The sequence below is a fragment of the Butyricimonas sp. Marseille-P2440 genome (assembly GCF_900091675.1).
GTDB classification, from domain to species: domain Bacteria; phylum Bacteroidota; class Bacteroidia; order Bacteroidales; family Marinifilaceae; genus Butyricimonas; species Butyricimonas synergistica.
In genome coordinates this window covers 188,110-205,879 of record NZ_LT594606.1, presented here as the reverse complement: position 1 = coordinate 205,879, position 17,770 = coordinate 188,110, and the positions used below count along the sequence as shown (strand labels likewise).

The window sequence follows — 17,770 nt, the reverse complement described above, 5'->3', positions numbered from 1 at the left end:
CTATAACAGAATAAGCCTCTTCTCCAACAAAGAGATAATCTTACTCCTCAACACATTAGCGTTAATCGGTTTCGACGTGAACCCGTCAAAACCGCTTGCCATGATCTTTTCCTCGTCAGAAGCGTAAGCATAAGCCGTCACGGCAATTACCGGGACCGAAGAAGATATTTTCCGAATCTCTTGTACTGCTTCATACCCGTTCAACTGGGGCATATTAATATCCATCAGCACCAAATGAGGCTCATGCTCCTTGAACAACCGTACGGCTTCCATCCCATCCCAAGCGTGAATCAAATGGTAATCCTTCTTCAGTATAGACTCGAAAAGCATATAGTTACTCGAGTTGTCCTCGGCGATCAGTATCTTCAATTTGTTTTTCTCTACAACTTGCGGAACAAATTCTTCCTCTTGGATTTCTTCCCTATGTATCTTCACCGCCACGTAAGGGATGGTAAACCAGAACGTGGAACCTTGCCCGATCTCGGACTCGACACCGATCTTCCCTCCCAGGCGTTCAATAATGGTCTTGCATATAGGCAATCCCAACCCCGTACCTTGAACAAATGAATTCAATTTCACGAAACGCTCAAACACGGAATCCTTCTTCGCCGACTCAATCCCGCACCCGGTGTCCGAAACATAAAAATAAAGCGAATTTCTCTCCAACGGGTGATACCCGAAACGGATACTCCCTTGCTTGGTAAATTTAATCGCATTATTAATCAAATTAGACACGACTTGTGTCAACCGGATCTTTTCCGACCGGATACAACATTCCGGCAGACTCTCCTCGAAAATAATTTCCACCGCCGAGGTTGTCAATCTTAACCGTGAAGTCTGTTCCAGCTCGCGCATCAAAGCATTCAAGTCAAATTCGGAATAATTGAATTCCATCGAACCGGATTCTATCTTGGAAAGATCAAGAATATCACTAATCAATTGCAAAAGCAACGTGTTATTATTCTCGATAATATTGATATATTCTTTTTTCTCGTCCTCTTCCTCTGCCGATGCCAGAATATTCGAGAAACCCACGATAGCATTCAAGGGAGTGCGTATTTCATGGCTCATGTTAGCCAAAAATGCAGACTTCAACCGATTCGATTCTTCCGCATGCTCCTTAGCCTCCCTCAAATCCAACTCCATTCGCTTGCGCTTGGTTATCACCACGGAAGACCCGACTAAAGACACCACTTTTCCGTTCTTGTCTTTTTTATCCACGGTAGCTTGTGCCTCAACCCATTCGAATGAATAATGATGATCACTTTTATCCAGGACACGGTATTCTTCCTTTATTTTCGATACTTTTCCCTCTATCAATGATATATAAGCAGCCTTCACCCTCTCCCGGTCGTCTTTATGAATTTTCGCGAAATATTGTTCTTCCGGAACTGCCAGGGCATCTTCATCACCTCCAAAATGCTTTAATTCAATCGGGCGATTCACGTCACACAACATCGTCTTTTTCTCCAAATCCCAACGCCATGGCGTTATACTCGCCACATCCAAAGCCATTGCCAGCTTGTAATTAACAGATTCCAGCATAGATTTCGTTTTTCGAAGATCCGTGATATCCACACAGAAAATATCCATCATATCTTTTTCTGCCGAAATCATAAACAATACTTCGTAATACCTTTGTGTTCGTTTATGATAATATTCTATTGTCAAAGATTTCTTTTCCGCAAGCATTCTTTTATACAGGACGAGATATTCCTTATAACTACTTGACGGTATCTCGCTTCCCTTCTTTCCGATAAATACATCCCCCTGCACGAAATATTTCTTGAACATCGGGTTTATATCCTGAACCCGATAATCTTCCAACTCGCCCTTGGCATTATACACCAACTGATGCTTCATGTAAGCAATAGGCATATTATTGAAAAGAGTTTCGTACTTTTTTAACAACGAAACTTCCTTATCATGCAAAGTCCTCTCTTGTTTCAGCAAACGTATCCTGATCCACATCACGTAAAGCAAAAGTAGCAATACAATAATCACGAATAACAAATACTTGTATTTAGCCCAAAACGTTTCCGGGGCAAAGAAATAGATTGCATTATCAGGATACAAAGAAGAAGAAATCCCCGCTTTCTGCAATACATTATAACACAAATAGTAGCCCGGTTCTCCTGCCTTTTGCCAAGGAATATCCTTCACGTCTGTTCCCCCCATGACCTTCCTTAGAGTCTTTGCAACTGTATGCCCGAAATCTTTTCCAAGATAAAAATAACCACCCGCCATCTCCCCGTCGGCAACACCCACATCTTCAAGACAAAAAATCGGATGATTATCAAACGTACAAATCGTCTTGTGGTTATTTGATGTCAAATATTTACTACCAGACATCTCCTCTCGCTGTATCCATGAAAAATAAAGTAAACCGACTTTTTCTATATCATAAGACGCTATAGAATCAAGCATCTGATCCAAAGTAATCTTCCCCTCTGTGAAATACGCAACCTTAAGTTCTGGAAAATACTCTTGGCATTCCTGCTGAAACTTATAACGAATTTGAGAACTGACATAACGATGGTCTGAAATCAACATGACCTTCTCCATCTTCGGGAGCACAACCTTCATTTCCTCTATGGTTTCCCGAATATATACCGGGCACTCGATAACCGTGACATTATCGCCAAGCCGTGATTTTCCCAAAGGAATAACCTCACCCGGAACTATTTCACCTTTCCCCAACACAGACTTTACCGTTCCCACGTAATCAGCCTGCACGCAAAGAATCACCGGTATATCTTTCCATCTTCCACGCACTTCCTCCTCAAAGAAACTCCATGCGCTACTCCCAAGTAAAACGATTGCCCTTGGTTGTTCCAAGTATTTTTCCAGGATATACTCTCTTCTTTCCCGTAAACTATTTTCATCTTCAAACAACAGCGTGTTTAGAGATTCCACCACGATATCTTCCTTAATAGTACGGTCTTTTCTGATACTGTCGATAGCATAATTCGACCATATCGTGCCGTCCGTGTACGAATTAATCACCAAGACGAATCCCCTGTCACGTACATTCCCCTTTACCGAAAAAAAAACGAGGAAACAAATCCCCAATAAAATAATTTTAAGTATTTTATTCCACGACATACACACTAACCTTTATCCATAAACCACACAAAGGTACAAAAATATTCTACTCAATGAATATGCAATTCTTCCCAGTACTCCAAAGCCCTTCGGGTGTGCGGAATCACGATTGTACCACCCACCAGGTTCGCCACCGAGAAGATCTCGAACAACTCCTCCGTGGTCACCCCATGTTGGTAACATTTCTCCAGATGATATTTGATACAATCATCGCAACGCAACACCATAGAAGTCGCCAAACCCATCATCTCCTTCACTTTAGCGGATAACGCCCCGTCCATGTATGTATTCGTATCCAGATTATAGATACGCTTTATCACCTTATTGTCAGCGGCAAGAATTTTCTCGTTCATTTTCTCCCGGTACGCCCGGAATTGCTCAACCATTTCACTCATAACTCTTTTAATAAAAACCAACCAGTTTCAGAATATCATTTATATTAGCGAACAACAACAGGAATATCAAGAAAAACATCCCGCCTATCTGGGCATTCTCCATGAACTTCTCGTTGGGCTTGCGGCGGGTAATCACCTCATACAGGAGGAACATCACGTGTCCCCCATCCAAAGCCGGAATTGGCAACAAGTTCATCACTCCCAGAATCAACGACAAGAAAGCTGTCAGATTCCAGAACGCATTCCAATCCCACACGCTGGGGAAAACATTCCCGATAGAAACAAAACCACCGAGCGACTTGATCGCTTCCGGATTCTTGAACAATTTAAACTGTTTCAGGTAAGAGCTGATTTTATCCAACCCCATGTCAATACCAGCGGGAATCGAAGCAAAGAACGAATATTTCTTCACCGCAAACTCAAAATCAAAAACAAGCTTCGGGTAAATCCCGATAAACTTGGCATCACCCATTCCGATAAACACGGTCAACGTATCCTGCCCCCGCAACACTCTCGCGGTTAACACGCTGTCCCGATGATTCTGCACGAGACTCTGGAACTCATCATAGTAGGTAAATCCCTGTCCGTCCACCTCGATAATCGTATCTCCCGCCAACATCCCGGCATCCTTCGCGAGGGAAGCCTCGGGAAATGCCTCGATAGCACCCTCGTACTTGTAACGAAGTGCCAGCAAGTTCTTCGGGTTGATACTATTGGACGAATGTCCCAGAATTGCCTTCACCAGAGTAGGAGGAATATTTATATTCACCATCTGCCCATTCCGCAACACTTGCATGGTCTTCGGTTCTTCCAGCAAAAGATGGGTCATGATATCGGAAAACCGCTCGATTTTCTTGTTGTCGAACGACAAGACAATATCCCCGTTACGCATTCCCGCATCCAGCATGATACTATCACACACGACACCGTACTTCACGTTCTCCGCGGGCAAATATTCCTCACCCCACGTGTAAAGCACCATAATGTATATAAAGAATGCCAGTAAGAAATTGACCAGCACCCCCCCGACCATAATCAACAGCCTTTGCCACGCCGGCTTGGAACGAAATTCATAAGGCTTTGGCGGTTCCTTCATCTGTTCCAAATCCATCGACTCGTCGATCATTCCCGCAATTTTCACGTATCCGCCCAAAGGCAGCCATCCCATCCCATACTCCGTTTCCCCTTTCTTGAAACGGAATATGGAAAACCAGGGATTAAAGAAAATAAAAAACTTCTCTACCCGCACCTTGAAAAGCTTCGCCATGAAGAAATGCCCCATCTCGTGCAACATCACCAGAATGGAGAGGCTCAACAAAAACTGCAATATCTTTACTAATACATCCATGTTCTAATTTTAGATTTATTATTATCCTGTGATTACTTCATTTTCAATTGCTCTGCTATTCTCCTTCCCTCCCGGTCGGTCGCGATATAATCCTCCAACGTTGGCTGCTGGATGAAATCGACTTTATCCAAGGTTGCCTCGATCACGTCAGACATCGCCGTGAAAGAAATCTCTCCTTGCAAGAAAGCCGCAACCATTACCTCGTTCGCCGCATTCAACACGCAGGGGGCATTTCCACCCCGGTTCATTGCCTCGTAAGCTAATCCCAGGTTACGGAATGTCTTCACGTCTGGCTTCTCGAACGTCAGGCTGGAACAAACCCCGAAATCCAAACGGGGAATATCGCTATGTACCCGCTCCGGATAAGTCAAAGCATATTGTATCGGCAAGCGCATATCGGGAACCCCAAGTTGTGCTTTCACGTTACCGTCCTGAAACTGCACCATGGAATGTACCAGAGATTGCGGGTGCACCAACACTTCAATCTGCGAAGGTTGCACCCCGAACAGCCATTTTGCCTCAATTGCCTCAAACCCCTTATTCATCATGGAAGCCGAATCGATAGTCACCTTCGCCCCCATGTGCCAATTTGGGTGTTTCAAAGCCTGTGCCGCCGTTACCGTCTTCAGGTAGTTGTAATCTTTCCCCCGAAAAGGTCCCCCGGAAGCAGTCAACAATATTTTTTCAATCGGATTATTGTGTTCTCCCACTAAACACTGGAAGATAGCAGAATGTTCTGAATCCACGGGCAATATGGCAACTTTATACTCCTCCACGAGGCGGTTAATCAGATCTCCCGCCACCACCAACGTTTCCTTGTTTGCCAAAGCGATCGTCTTCCCCGCCTTTATCGCATTTATCGTCGGAAGCAAACCGCTATATCCCACCATGGCAGTCACCACCACGTCAATCGTGGAGGTCTGCACGACCTGTGCTATTGCATCGCTTCCCGCGTACACTTTTATATCTTCATCCTGCAACAAATCCCGCAACTCACCCAACTTCTCCTCATTCCCAATCACCACCATATTCGGTTTAAATTGTTTCGCCTGCCGCGCCAACAACTCCACCTGATTATTTGCCGTGAGCACTTCCACGCGAAACCGTTCCGGATTTGCCTCGATCACTTGCAACGTTTGTGTCCCAATAGACCCGGTTGATCCTAATATTGCTATATTTTTCATCAAATTCTACTCGTAAAAACACCTACTTACTTAAACTTAATAAACGTCTCCGGATTCAAAGGCTTTCCAGCCTGCCACAACTCGAAATGCAAGTGCGGACCCGTTGTTTCCTCCCCCGTGTTTCCAACCACCGCAATAGCCTCTCCCGCACGCACGAAATCCCCCTGCTTCTTCAACAATACCGAATTGTGTTTATACATTGAAACCAAATTTCCATTATGCTGTACTTGTATCACGTATCCCGTCTTAATCGTCCAATCCGTGAAAATCACCACTCCATCCAAAACGGACAAGACATTGGAATTCTGTTTGGCAACAAGATCGACGCCATAGTGGCGTGTTCCCTCGTCAAAATGATTCGTCACGATGCCACTTAACGGTGAAAAGAAATGATAGAAATCATCATCCGAAGAACTGACCTGTCCCAACGACAAATTATACCGTTCCTCCCTCTCCATCGTCTCGCGGAAACCCGCTTCTTCCGGGGACACGCCCAGCATCGTCGTATCATAATTCGCTTTTATATCCTCGGCAGATACCACGTAACGCGTGGTGTCTAACTCTTCATCCCTTAAAATCATCTGTATTGAATGCAGGAAACGATCTTTTTTCTGCACTTCATTGAGTAATGAATCTACCCGCAAAGCATTTTGGGTAAGTTGCCGCCTCAATTGCTGGCTCGGGTAACCGGGAATAAACTCTTTCAGGTTCGTGAAAGCGATCAACATGATCGTCAAAATAATCAATATTACCGCCAACGAACTCAGCGCCGTCAACACCTGCAAAGGAGACAGTCGAAGATGCATAACCTCCTCGTAAGTAGACTCATTAAAAATGGTCAACTTGTAGCGATTTTTTAATTTATTCCAGTATTTCCGTTTCTTACTCTTCATCCGACTATTTTTAAGCCTTCAAAAATAGTACAAAAATCCTATTTTCCCACCCCGAAGGTTTAGAAAGTTTCAGATTTATCATGTTACCGTTCTAACAAGCAACACTTTCCCCGTGTTATCCGAGTACAATTATCATGACATCTTTATCAGAATAATGTCAAACTTAACAAAATAAATATCGAGGAAGTTTCTGTTTTTTCCTCCTCGATATTTCAAACTTTCAATATACCGCCTAAAGTTATCGGTACAAGTAAACTTTTTTCAGGGTAATACAATCAACTTTTTTCCAAATTACTTTTCCCTAAAGTCATTAATGTATACTGTTACAATTTTTCCACGCCATGCCCATAACATTAATCCAAACTCATCAAAAGTGTATACTTTTTGATTTTGACCTCGCTTACTAGACACTAGGACATATAACAAATCTTCTTCATTGGGTTTTCGATAATTCACCATGGCCAAAAAATGCTCATAAGGTAATTTTATCAAATTTATTCCAGCCCAATAACATTCTTCAGTACATAATATTGTTTCTATTTTGTTCTCCTCGTTTACCAATAAATTCACTTTCTCCTCTGGAAAATAATAATCATCATATTCATTCTCATTTTCTCTTGAATGAATCAATTCATGAGGTAAATGCATATATTTCGTGATATCATCCCATATAAAAAAATTATTATACGAAATATTAGGAACTAACCCTATACTTTTAGTTGCAAAAGTTTTACCTTCTCCAATGTGTTTCTCCTTTTTGCTTTTTTTGCGCATCTTTCTTTATATTTTTTATTTTCTCTTTCAACTTTATTTTTACACGTCCGGTTGCCGTTTTTAATTGCTTTTCCAACTCTTTGATCTGTTTTTCCGCCTTGCTAAAAGCACGTCCTGCATCCCCGTGAGGTAATCCTTTTGAAGCTATTTTGACAGATTTTAACAACCCGCCTTTTCCTATTCCAATATCAGGAGCAACTAATTCAATTGGTTTTATTCCAGTTAATCTTCCCTCTCTACTAACCTTCCAATCATACATAAACCCGGGATATGTATCATATCCCCCGATACCGGTATAATAACCTAGATTTTGCCAAAAACCTGATAATGGCTCTCGAACAAAAGCACCTTGATACGGTGCTGATTCCACTACTGGTAATATATTAGCATCAAATGATAATCCGAAAATAACAGTTTCTCCATCTCTCTCGGTTCCGTAACACGTGTAAAATTTACCTGTTTCATCATTATAAGTTAGATTTCCTGTAAATTCAGCGTCTGTAGCGTGATTCCACCCGCAAAAATCAAAATAATTGGCCCCATTCATTAACGACCATAAAAAACTTGCAATTCGCGAAGGGTCATTGGTACTCCAATAATCCATACCAGAATCATCTATGAACAGAATAGAATTATTACCACTAAAATGATAAGGACTACTCTCTAGGTAATACTCTGATAATATATCCATTCCAAACCATCTTCCCAACCCACTATCATACATCCTCGCCCCATGATCCAGGTAACCCAAGTCTCCTGTTACCTGCTCCTCCTTGCCGTTAAACTTGAACCTGTTAGTAGCTAGTTGAGGGTAATCCGCCCTCGTGTGCCTAGCCCCGAAAGGATAGTAATCATTTCGCTCCTTCACCACCCCGCTACCGTCCACGATCACCCGGACACTACCCAGGTGATCCGTCAGGAAGTAATTCACCTCCTGTCCGCCCGTGCCCGCCAGGATCACGCCATCACCGAAACTCGCCGACTCCAGTTGCAAACCGCCACTCCCGCTCTTGTATGTCAAAGAACCCACGTAGTCAAAACCGTTGCTCCCCGCGTCACGTACCCGCAACTTCGTACCGTCAGCGAGGTAACCGTAACTCGCCTTCACCGTGCTGCCGGTCTTAACTTCTCTCAACAAATTTAATACATTATAAGATAAATTCAAAGCACGACGACTATCATTTACCAGGCTACCGTTCTTGTCATAGAAGCAAGTACCAGTGGCGGCACTTCCCCGCGCGTAAACACACTCCAGGGCTTAATTTACAATATGCTCATTTATTCCACGAAATCGATATCGAGGAGAACAATAAATGTTCCCCTCTATTATTTTGACAAGTATTTATCTATAAATCTATATCATTATTATTAATTATTAAAATATAAGCGAGTTGTGAATATGATTCTAGAAAGATTCAATCTCTTACAAGTAATTCTGAAATAATCTAACACCTCTTTAAAGTAGGGATACTCTAGTAATTGCTCACACTTACCTTCATTTTTTACAACAAGTTTATCCGCCTTCACAATATATTCTATAATAACAAGATCTCCTTCATCTTTTTTGGATGTAAAAAGAAGTTTAGATTTCGAGTAATGTTGCTGAATCTCACTCAACTTACTAGAGATCATACGATTAGTCTCTTCTTGAACTGGATTTCTATCGATACCAAAAGCATGAACTCCAATAAGATAAGGGGATATAGAAAGTATCGATGCTTGTTTAAAGGAGTAAGATGGTATAGCTGCAAGTACTAATTTTCCTGATAATAATTCCACGTAACCTTTCCTAAACCTAATACTCATATCCGATTGCTCCATTGTGATTTCTCGTATTGTCTGTTCTTGATAAATATCTTCTGCACTTTCAAATTGAAAATATCTTAACATATCAAGAATATTTTCAGGATCTTGAAAATATGTATTCTGATATCCCATTAATAACAATTCCAAAAATGGATATTTTAATTCTTCAGTTTTTGATGGTATATTAACTTTACAACTTATCAATAACATAATCAAGCATATTAATATTCCATGTAATTTATTGATATTTTTCATATTCAGCCCGCATTTTTTTATGAAATTTATTTTTGCTTTCCAAAGTCGGAAATACAAATATTATTATTTTAGATCTTGATGAACCTTTTGTATTAATATACATGTTATATCCAGCACCTATGCTTGTCGAACTAATTGTAGCATTCAATTTCCTTTTATTATCTCCTAACTCAAAGATTCCATTCATTTTAGTTCGATCTTCACTAACAAAATAGAAAGCATTACTACCTTGAAATTTGAATGGATACATATTACCATCAGCCAATCCAAAATTATCTCTCTTAAATTTTAATCCGATATCAAAATTGACGGATTTTTCTATAGGTTCATCTTGCATCCAAGTGTCAAATTTATCTATTGCTTGTCTATACTTAAAATAATTGATAAATAATTCATCTATTTTTTTAAACAATTTTCCTTCCCATGTTGCAAGATCCATAATATCACCAAACAAACCATAATAAACATTACCTTGTATATAGGTCTGCCCTACATACTTCCCTTTAATTTTCTTTCTATCTAAATCTTTTTGAGAATGAATAGATGCATCATAAGTAAGCTCATTTTTTTCGTTAAAATACCAATCATATAGCTGTCCATCCTTATCCCGTAAAATAATAGGATTATTACCACTAAAATGATAAGGACTTTGTGGCAAATAATTTTCTTGTAAAGGATCGTTCACGAACCACCTTCCCAACCCGCTATCATACATCCTCGCCCCGTAATCAAGGTACTCCAAGCCTCCCGTCACCTGCTCCTCCTTCCCGTTGTACTTGAAACGGTTCACAGCCTGTCGCGGGTAGTCCGCTTTCACGTGCCTAGCCCCAAACGGATAGTAATCATTCCGCTCCTTCACCACGCCGCTACCGTCAACGATCACCCGAACACTACCCAGGTGGTCCGTCAGGAAGTAATTCACCTCCTGTCCGCCCGTCCCCGTCAAGATCACGCCATCCCCGAAACTTGCCGACTCCAGTTGCAAACCGCCACCGCCACTCTTGTATGTCAAAGAACCCACGTAGTCAAAACCGTTGCTCCCCGCATCACGTACCCTCAACTTCGTTCCATCGGCAAGGTAACCGTAACTCGCCTTCACAGTGCTGCCGGTCTTGACTTCACTCAACAAATTTAAAACATTATAAGATAAATTCAAAGCACGACGACTATCATTTGTCATGTTTCCATTGCTATCGTAAGAGTAACTACCCGCGGCGGCACTTCTCGGCGAGTAAACATCACCGGTGGGAGAGGTTCGAACATTCTCCGTCAACCCGGTCAACTGGTTCCCCGTGTAACTGTAAACCAGGTTATCCACCGTGGTACCGTTAGCCGTCCGCTGCAACGTCTTGATATTCCCGTTACGGTCGTAAGTGATTCCCTTTTCAAGGTAACTCCCTGTCAATGCCGACCACGTCATGCCGCTCTTCTGCTTCTGCACCGTGCCCGTCAACCGGTTCACGCCGTCATACACGAAACCGTACATCAAGGCGGCACCCGTCCCGTGCTGCCACTCCCACTCGCTGATGTTGCCGTTCCAGCGGGCAACACTGCCACCCGACGGGTTCTCGTAACGCAACTTCATCTTGAACGGGACACTCTCCTTGCTTGTCAACCATCCCCGGGTGTTGTAAGCCATCGTTTCCTCCACCCTCCCGTGTTTCTTTTTCACCAGCCGACCCACCGCGTCGTACGTGTAGCTCGTCGTTGCCGGGCTGCCGTTGTTCAACTTCACCGTCGAGGACAACAACCGACCACGGTCGTCGTACGTGTTCTCCGTTTCCAGCACGTCAGTCCGCCCCCCGACAACATGGCTCTCCCGCTGCCTCACCACGTTACCCGTGAAATCGTACTTCATGTCCACCCGGCTCAGACCTCCCTCCAGGTTATCACTCACCGTCTGGATTACACGGCAACGGTCATCGTAATACGTCGTCACCGTCAACCATTTCACCGGGGTAACTCCCAGCACCCTCGTCCTCACGCTCGTCACCAGTCCCGTCGCCCGGTTAATGCCAAACCTAACAATATAAATATCGAGGAAGTTTCTGTTTTTTCCTCCTCGATATTTCAAACTTTCAATATATAACTTAAAGCTATCAGTACTAGAAACATTTTTCAGAATAATACATACCTTATCTCAAATTGAGGGCCAAGGTAAAAACTGGTAGATATCATATAATCACATTAACCATTCGAGCATCTGAAAAATATTCAACTTTCACTTCTGGTAATTCTTTTTTTATCGCTATTGCAATTTCTCGACCTTCTTCGTCGAGTCTATCTATTAGGTTTTCATTAACATATCCATTAAAATGCTCATTCCAGTATTTAGACAACCACTCGTTTAGTCGAGTAATCGTTATAAAACTCAAACCTATTTCATAAGGATTAATATATCCTCCATTATATTTATCTCGAATTCCCGTACTGTCCAACAAAGCGTCTATCACCAAATATTTCATTACCAATTATTTTAAAGCTCTAAAAAACCTATGATCTATTATTCCATCTTTTGTAATACCTATTTCATATATACCTTTTATCCCATTCATTGTTCCCTCCATTTGGTATATTTTATATCCATCTCTTTTAACTATAGGCTTTGTTGATAGTATTGCATCATCAAAGCTATAAGGAAAGTTATGGCTAACAGGATCTTGTATCGCACGAGCTCGTACTCGAGCTGCATACTTATATTCATGTTTATATACACTCGTTTGTTTTTTGAAGAAATTCTTGAACAATCCTTTTACCCCAAAGGTCATAGAAAGCCCATCCGCCCACGACTCTACACTAAACAAGTGATAACTAGCTTCGCTCCAAGCGGCCTTCAGCATGTGACTTCCCTTATGACTCAAGAAGAGCTTTATCGCTTCATTTTTGCCATTTTCACTCTTGTACCAGTTACTAATCGCCAGCTCTACCTCCGTTAATTGGCGCTCGGCTAATCCAAATTGATTTTTCCAGTAACGATTCCATCTCTCGTCATCATAATAAGACCGAACACTCGGGTCTTGATAAAAAGTCGCGAAACTTCTAAAAGTTCCCACGTGCTCGTTGAGAACCATGACGACATCATCACTACCATCATTTGTTTGCAATATCGTGTTGTAATTCTCGTCAACGTAATGAGTCCTGAGCGCCCCGTTGGGATCAATAAAGATGACCGGGTTACTAGAACAATAATTGTAAGGTGAAAGAGAGAGAAAACTCTCTTGCAGGGGATCTACACCGAACCACCTTCCAATTGCACCATCGTACATCCTCGCCCCGTAATCAAGGTAACCCAAATCTCCCGTCACCTGCTCCTCCTTACCGTTGTACTTGAAACGATTCACTGCCTGTCGCGGGTAGTCCGCTTTCACGTGCCTAGCCCCGAAAGGATAGTAATCATTCCGCTCCTTCCACCACACCGCTACCATCCACGATTACACGAACACTACCCAGGTGATCCGTCAGGAAGTAATTCACCTCCTGTCCGCCCGTGCCCGTCAGGATCACGCCATTCCCGAAACTTGCCGACTCCAGTTGCAAACCGCCACCGCCACTCTTGTATGTCAAAGAACCCAAGTAATCAAAACCGTTGCTCCCCGCATCACGTACACGCAACTTCGTCCCGTCGGTGCTACCGGTTTTGGCTTCACTCAACAAATTTAAAACAATATAAGATAAATTCAAAACACGACGGCTATCATTTAGCATGTTACCCACCCAATAAACAACACCTTCCCCGTGTTATCCGTGTACTTTTCCACGCTTTTACCATCCTCCCTCGAAGCGTTAAGTATATAAGTTATCGTGACACCTTTGCCAAAATAATTCTAAACCAAATAAAATAAATATCGAGGAGTGTACACTCTTTTCCTCCTCGATATTTCAAAACTTTCGACATACAACCCAAAGTTACCGATATAAGTAAACTTTTTTAGGGTAATACAATCTTTCCTTACTTCAATTTACGAAACAACAAAAACCACATAAAAAAACTAAAAACAAAATAAAATAATATTGCCAATGGAGCCACAAATAAATTCAACATACCATAACCAACATTTCGTATAGCAAACACGATTGCTAATAAAATGTACGCGTTCACTAATGGCGTGAAAAACATTAATATCACTTGGTCAAAAATATGTAACGTCTTGTTTAAAATAAAAATAATATAACACTTGTATAATATGTATATAAATACAAAGAAAAATACAATTACACCTAGTATTTTCTTTTGAAAACAATCACTTAAAATAATATGATATTGTTCAAAAAAATCCGAACAAACAATTCTTGTATCCAAGATAATTACTAATATAAAATATAATAAAGATTTTTTCATTTGTTTCATTTTATATATATCGGGATTCCTGAATTAAAGCATGCTTGAAGAAAATTCATAAATGATTTGTTTAGCATATGCCCTCCTAAAATATCATCGTACCATTTATTATCATTCAAAAAGAAATTCAATTCGTCTATTCTTTTTATCTTTTTAGCATCAACCAACCAATCTCCTTTCATTTGATATTGTCTTCCTAACACCCCTTCCGGATGCTCGAACTGTGTCGGTTGATACGGGGCTAGATAATCAACAAATTCTAATTTTTTTCTATATTCTTCATCTTTCATTAACACACTTGCCATGCCCGCCGCGTACGCTCCTCCCATGCTATACCCGACAATTTTGATAGTTTCATTTTCAGCTAAAGATAACGAACCGGACCGTAATCGCGTCAAAAGCTCCATTCCTTTTTGTACCCCCGCTTGATACCGTTCGGTAGCTCGCGAAAATGGCTCGAAACTTCCATTAACGTATAAAGCGTTATCATCTTTACACGTTGCCATGTACAACTTGTCTATATTCGCCCACCCGTAAAAATCATGCCTTTGAAAGTCGCGATTAGGATTATACCTTTCTGCCGGTAAACCGTGCAAATCCCTTGACATGTTTCGTCCCTCGTGAGCCGCATATTCCACGAGATTGAAACCGTTCACGAACACGAACAATCGCCCACCTAAATCGATCGCACCAACCACGTGATTCCCGCAATAAGAATAAGAAGATAGAGATAAATACTTCTCTAGAAGGGGATCGTTCACGAACCACCTTCCAATTGCACCATCGTACATCCTCGCCCCGTAATCAAGGTAACCCAGATCACCCGTCACCTGCTCCTCCTTACCGTTGTACTTGAAACGATTCACGGCCTGTCGCGGGTAGTCCGCTTTCACGTGCCTAGCCCCGAAAGGATAGTAATCGTTCCGCTCCTTCACCCCCCCCGCTACCATCCACGATCACCCGAACACTACCCAGGTGATCCGTCAGGAAATAATTCACCTCTTGACCGCCTGTGCCCGCCAGGATCACGCCATCTCCGAAACTCGCCGACTCCAGTTGCAAACCGCCACCGCCACTCTTGTATGTCAAAGAGCCCAAGTAGTCAAAACCGTTGTTCCCCGCGTCACGTACACGCAACTTCGTACCGTCAGCGAGGTAACCGTAACTCGCCTTCACCGTGCTGCCGGTCTTGACTTCACTCAACAAATTTAAAACATTATAAGATAAATTCAAAGCACGACGGCTATCATTTATCATGTTACCGTTCTTGTCATAGACGTAACTACCCGCGGCGGCACTTCCCGGCGAGTAAACATCACCGGTAGGAGAGGTTCGAACATTCTCCGTCAAACCCGTCAATTGATTCCCCGTGTAACTGTAAACCAGGTCATCCACCGTGGTACCGTTAGCCGTACGCTGCAACGTCTTGATGTTTCCGTTACGGTCGTAAGTGATCCCCTTTTCAAGATAACTCCCTGTCAACGCCGACCACGTCGTGCCGCTCTTCTGCTTCTGCACCGTGCCCGTCAAACGGTTCACGCCGTCATACGAGAAACCGTACATCAAGGCGGCACCCGTCCCGTGCTGCCACTCCCACTCGCTGATGTTACCGTTCCAGCAAGCGTCCGCACCTCCCGCCGGGTTCTCGTAACGCAACTTCATCTTGAAAGGCGCGCTCTCCTTGCTTGTCAACCACCCCCGGGTGTTGTAAGCCAGCGTTTCCTCCACCGTCCCGTGTTTCTTTTTCACCAGCCGACCCACCGCGTCGTACGTGTAACTCGTTGTCGCCGGGCTCCCGTTGTTCAACTTCACCGTCGAGGACAACAACCGACCACGGTCGTCGTACGTGTTCTCCGTTTCCAGCACGTCAGTCCGCCCCCCGACAACATGGCTCTCCCGCTGCTTCACCACGTTACCCGTGAAATCGTACTTCATGTCCACCCGGCTCAAACCGCCCTCCAGGTTATCGCTCACCGTCTGGATTACACGGCAACGGTCGTCGTAATACGTCGTCACCGTCAACCATTTCACCGGGGTAACTCCCAGTACCCTCGTCCTCACGCTCGTCACCAGCCCGGTCACCAAGTTATGGTACCCCGTGGCGTACCCTCCCGTCGACTCGAAGGGAAGGACGGGCACATCCACCGTACCCGTGTAACTGTCATACAACGTGTGTTGCAAGGGAGCGCGGCTCCCCGCGGGGATGTAATTATCACTCGCCGTCGCCGCCCCTTGTAACGCGGCATGGCTCTTCACCGTCCCCGTTATCACGACCTCGCCCGTTTCCACCACTCGGTTCCGCCCGTCATAAAGGGAATAGCTCCACTTGTCGGCGCTCTCCGCCCGCTGCTTCCCGTCCTGGCTCAACACCAGCCGGTCACGCTTGTCGTAAACCAGGTACACCGGGTCACACCCCGGCAACTGTTTCAGGATTAACCTCCCGAAACGGTCATGTTCATAGTAATACCCGAACTGACGTATCGCCGCCGTCGCCCGGTTAGCCGTCGTCCCCACCCGGGCGCTAGCCTCCGGCGACAACACGTACCTCTACAGACCCAGGTCATCGTGAACGCTGTAAGTTTCCAACCGGTTATTATCACTCTCCACCGTCACCTCCAGCACCGTACGCCCCTGGTTGTCCGTGTACATTTCCACCCGGTTGCCGTCCTCGTCCGTCGTCACCACCTTCTCCAGGCTACCGGCACGATAGTAACCCGACTGCAACAGCTCGCCGTTATCCCTCACCCGGTACAGGCGCACCTCGTTCGCCCCGTTCAGGTGATAGCCCGTCGTCACGCCCTTTCCCGCCTCGTGCCAGCTCTTCCCCGGTCCTGTCCGCTTCACAACCCGGTCAAGGGGACTACCGTCATACACGGTTAAAGTGCACGTGTAACCCGCCTCGCCAGTGCCATACATCGACCACCTCGACGGCGACAAGCCGCCCGCCACGAAACCGCCGTGATTACCCTCCAGGGCGTAGGGAACGTGCTCCCGCTCCACCCGTCCCAGCACACCGTACTCGTGGACTTTCACGATATCACCCGCCCCTCCGGGACTCCCGTTCACCCGGATCTCTTGCAAAGGGCGACCGAAACCGTCAAGGTAAAATGTAATACATAATACCTTTGTCAACAAGGGCCCTTTTCTACTAGCTATAAAATCAAGTTGACATGTTTGATCTCATGTTCTGTTTGAATAGACAAAACATTATCACTAATTGAAAAATTTTCAATCACATCAAAAAATTCTTCTTTTAAAATAGTTCCATTGATATCTATAATTTTCATTGATATTTCTTCTAGTATTAATAATTTTTTGTGTGTTATTAAATACATCCCTATTAAAGAAGAGCCTATATTGATTGATGTTTTTATATTCAAATTTATATCAATTAAATAAATACACTCACCCGTATCCAATACTAGAGTATCTTCTCTCGGCCAATATAAAAAATTTAGAGTTTCTTCTAATTGATAAGAATAAAAAAATATCAATAATAGCACTTCGCTTGTTAATGAATCAAAACAAGCATAACAATACAAATATTCCCCATCTGTTTCATCTAAAAATAAATATTTGTTTATCTTTTGTTGGTTCAAAAAAAACAACGCCTCTTGCTTTGTCGTAAAATGGTAACTTTTAAAATATAAATTTTCTATTATACATTTCAT

General features: G+C 43.3%; 16 protein-coding genes. All 16 read right to left on the bottom strand.

The genetic code is table 11. The features are described 5' to 3' along the window. Window positions 1-3,105: an ATP-binding protein gene (locus BN8899_RS00865; protein WP_065217922.1), complete on the bottom strand. Its 3,105-nt coding sequence runs from the start codon at window positions 3,103-3,105 to the stop codon at window positions 1-3. A 50-nt stretch (window positions 3,106-3,155) separates the two neighbouring features. Beyond that, complete coding sequence (locus tag BN8899_RS00860) at window positions 3,156-3,500, bottom strand: carboxymuconolactone decarboxylase family protein (RefSeq protein WP_018338734.1); 345 nt, start codon at window positions 3,498-3,500, stop codon at window positions 3,156-3,158. Between the two features lie 7 nt (window positions 3,501-3,507). Further along, complete coding sequence (gene rseP, locus BN8899_RS00855) at window positions 3,508-4,848, bottom strand: RIP metalloprotease RseP (protein WP_018338733.1); 1,341 nt, start codon at window positions 4,846-4,848, stop codon at window positions 3,508-3,510. Window positions 4,849-4,880: 32 nt separating this feature from the next. After that, complete coding sequence (locus tag BN8899_RS00850; RefSeq protein ID WP_065217921.1) at window positions 4,881-6,032, bottom strand: 1-deoxy-D-xylulose-5-phosphate reductoisomerase; 1,152 nt, start codon at window positions 6,030-6,032, stop codon at window positions 4,881-4,883. 26 nt (window positions 6,033-6,058) lie between these two features. Continuing rightward, on the bottom strand, window positions 6,059-6,925 hold the full coding sequence (locus tag BN8899_RS00845; RefSeq protein WP_018338731.1) for a M23 family metallopeptidase: 867 nt from the start codon (window positions 6,923-6,925) through the stop codon (window positions 6,059-6,061). Window positions 6,926-7,216: 291 nt separating this feature from the next. Then, a complete protein-coding gene (locus BN8899_RS00840; RefSeq protein WP_231932227.1) occupies window positions 7,217-7,699 on the bottom strand; it encodes a hypothetical protein in 483 nt (160 codons plus the stop codon). Then, window positions 7,656-8,837, bottom strand: coding sequence for an RHS repeat-associated core domain-containing protein (locus tag BN8899_RS21040; RefSeq protein WP_231932226.1), 1,182 nt, complete (start codon window positions 8,835-8,837; stop codon window positions 7,656-7,658). The genes BN8899_RS00840 and BN8899_RS21040 overlap by 44 nt, the downstream gene beginning before the upstream one ends. A gap of 230 nt (window positions 8,838-9,067) precedes the next feature. After that, window positions 9,068-9,760, bottom strand: coding sequence for a hypothetical protein (locus BN8899_RS00830; protein WP_065217919.1), 693 nt, complete (start codon window positions 9,758-9,760; stop codon window positions 9,068-9,070). Further along, the gene (locus tag BN8899_RS21035; RefSeq protein ID WP_065217918.1) at window positions 9,744-11,834 is read right to left on the bottom strand and encodes an RHS repeat domain-containing protein; all 2,091 of its coding nucleotides are present in this window, start codon (window positions 11,832-11,834) and stop codon (window positions 9,744-9,746) included. Before BN8899_RS21035 ends, BN8899_RS00830 begins: the two co-directional genes overlap by 17 nt. A 100-nt stretch (window positions 11,835-11,934) precedes the next feature. Continuing rightward, the gene (locus tag BN8899_RS00820) at window positions 11,935-12,225 is read right to left on the bottom strand and encodes a hypothetical protein (protein ID WP_065217917.1); all 291 of its coding nucleotides are present in this window, start codon (window positions 12,223-12,225) and stop codon (window positions 11,935-11,937) included. Between the two features lie 6 nt (window positions 12,226-12,231). Next, the gene (locus BN8899_RS21030; protein WP_065217916.1) at window positions 12,232-13,185 is read right to left on the bottom strand and encodes an RHS repeat-associated core domain-containing protein; all 954 of its coding nucleotides are present in this window, start codon (window positions 13,183-13,185) and stop codon (window positions 12,232-12,234) included. Beyond that, window positions 13,154-13,465, bottom strand: a complete 312-nt coding sequence (locus tag BN8899_RS21025; RefSeq protein WP_065217915.1) for a hypothetical protein — start codon at window positions 13,463-13,465, stop codon at window positions 13,154-13,156. The genes BN8899_RS21030 and BN8899_RS21025 overlap by 32 nt, the downstream gene beginning before the upstream one ends. A 639-nt stretch (window positions 13,466-14,104) precedes the next feature. Beyond that, the gene (locus BN8899_RS21020; RefSeq protein ID WP_065217913.1) at window positions 14,105-15,049 is read right to left on the bottom strand and encodes an RHS repeat domain-containing protein; all 945 of its coding nucleotides are present in this window, start codon (window positions 15,047-15,049) and stop codon (window positions 14,105-14,107) included. Continuing rightward, window positions 14,997-16,640, bottom strand: coding sequence for an RHS repeat domain-containing protein (locus BN8899_RS00795; protein ID WP_065217912.1), 1,644 nt, complete (start codon window positions 16,638-16,640; stop codon window positions 14,997-14,999). Before BN8899_RS00795 ends, BN8899_RS21020 begins: the two co-directional genes overlap by 53 nt. Window positions 16,641-16,646: 6 nt before the next feature. Continuing rightward, on the bottom strand, window positions 16,647-17,231 hold the full coding sequence (locus tag BN8899_RS21015; protein WP_065217911.1) for a DUF6443 domain-containing protein: 585 nt from the start codon (window positions 17,229-17,231) through the stop codon (window positions 16,647-16,649). A 20-nt stretch (window positions 17,232-17,251) separates the two neighbouring features. Continuing rightward, window positions 17,252-17,770: a hypothetical protein gene (locus BN8899_RS00785; RefSeq protein ID WP_065217910.1), complete on the bottom strand. Its 519-nt coding sequence runs from the start codon at window positions 17,768-17,770 to the stop codon at window positions 17,252-17,254.

Coding starts and splice junctions, on each gene's coding strand:
- BN8899_RS21020 (WP_065217913.1), bottom strand. CDS start 15,049: ATGGTAGCGGGGGGGGTGAAGGAGCGGAACGATTACTATCCTTTCGGG.
- BN8899_RS00865 (WP_065217922.1), bottom strand. CDS start 3,105: ATGTCGTGGAATAAAATACTTAAAATTATTTTATTGGGGATTTGTTTC.
- BN8899_RS00830 (WP_065217919.1), bottom strand. CDS start 9,760: ATGAAAAATATCAATAAATTACATGGAATATTAATATGCTTGATTATG.
- BN8899_RS00840 (WP_231932227.1), bottom strand. CDS start 7,699: ATGCGCAAAAAAAGCAAAAAGGAGAAACACATTGGAGAAGGTAAAACT.
- BN8899_RS00785 (WP_065217910.1), bottom strand. CDS start 17,770: ATGAAATGTATAATAGAAAATTTATATTTTAAAAGTTACCATTTTACG.
- BN8899_RS00820 (WP_065217917.1), bottom strand. CDS start 12,225: ATGAAATATTTGGTGATAGACGCTTTGTTGGACAGTACGGGAATTCGA.
- BN8899_RS21030 (WP_065217916.1), bottom strand. CDS start 13,185: ATGGTAGCGGTGTGGTGGAAGGAGCGGAATGATTACTATCCTTTCGGG.
- BN8899_RS00860 (WP_018338734.1), bottom strand. CDS start 3,500: ATGAGTGAAATGGTTGAGCAATTCCGGGCGTACCGGGAGAAAATGAAC.
- rseP (WP_018338733.1), bottom strand. CDS start 4,848: ATGGATGTATTAGTAAAGATATTGCAGTTTTTGTTGAGCCTCTCCATT.
- BN8899_RS00845 (WP_018338731.1), bottom strand. CDS start 6,925: ATGAAGAGTAAGAAACGGAAATACTGGAATAAATTAAAAAATCGCTAC.
- BN8899_RS21025 (WP_065217915.1), bottom strand. CDS start 13,465: ATGCTAAATGATAGCCGTCGTGTTTTGAATTTATCTTATATTGTTTTA.
- BN8899_RS00850 (WP_065217921.1), bottom strand. CDS start 6,032: ATGAAAAATATAGCAATATTAGGATCAACCGGGTCTATTGGGACACAA.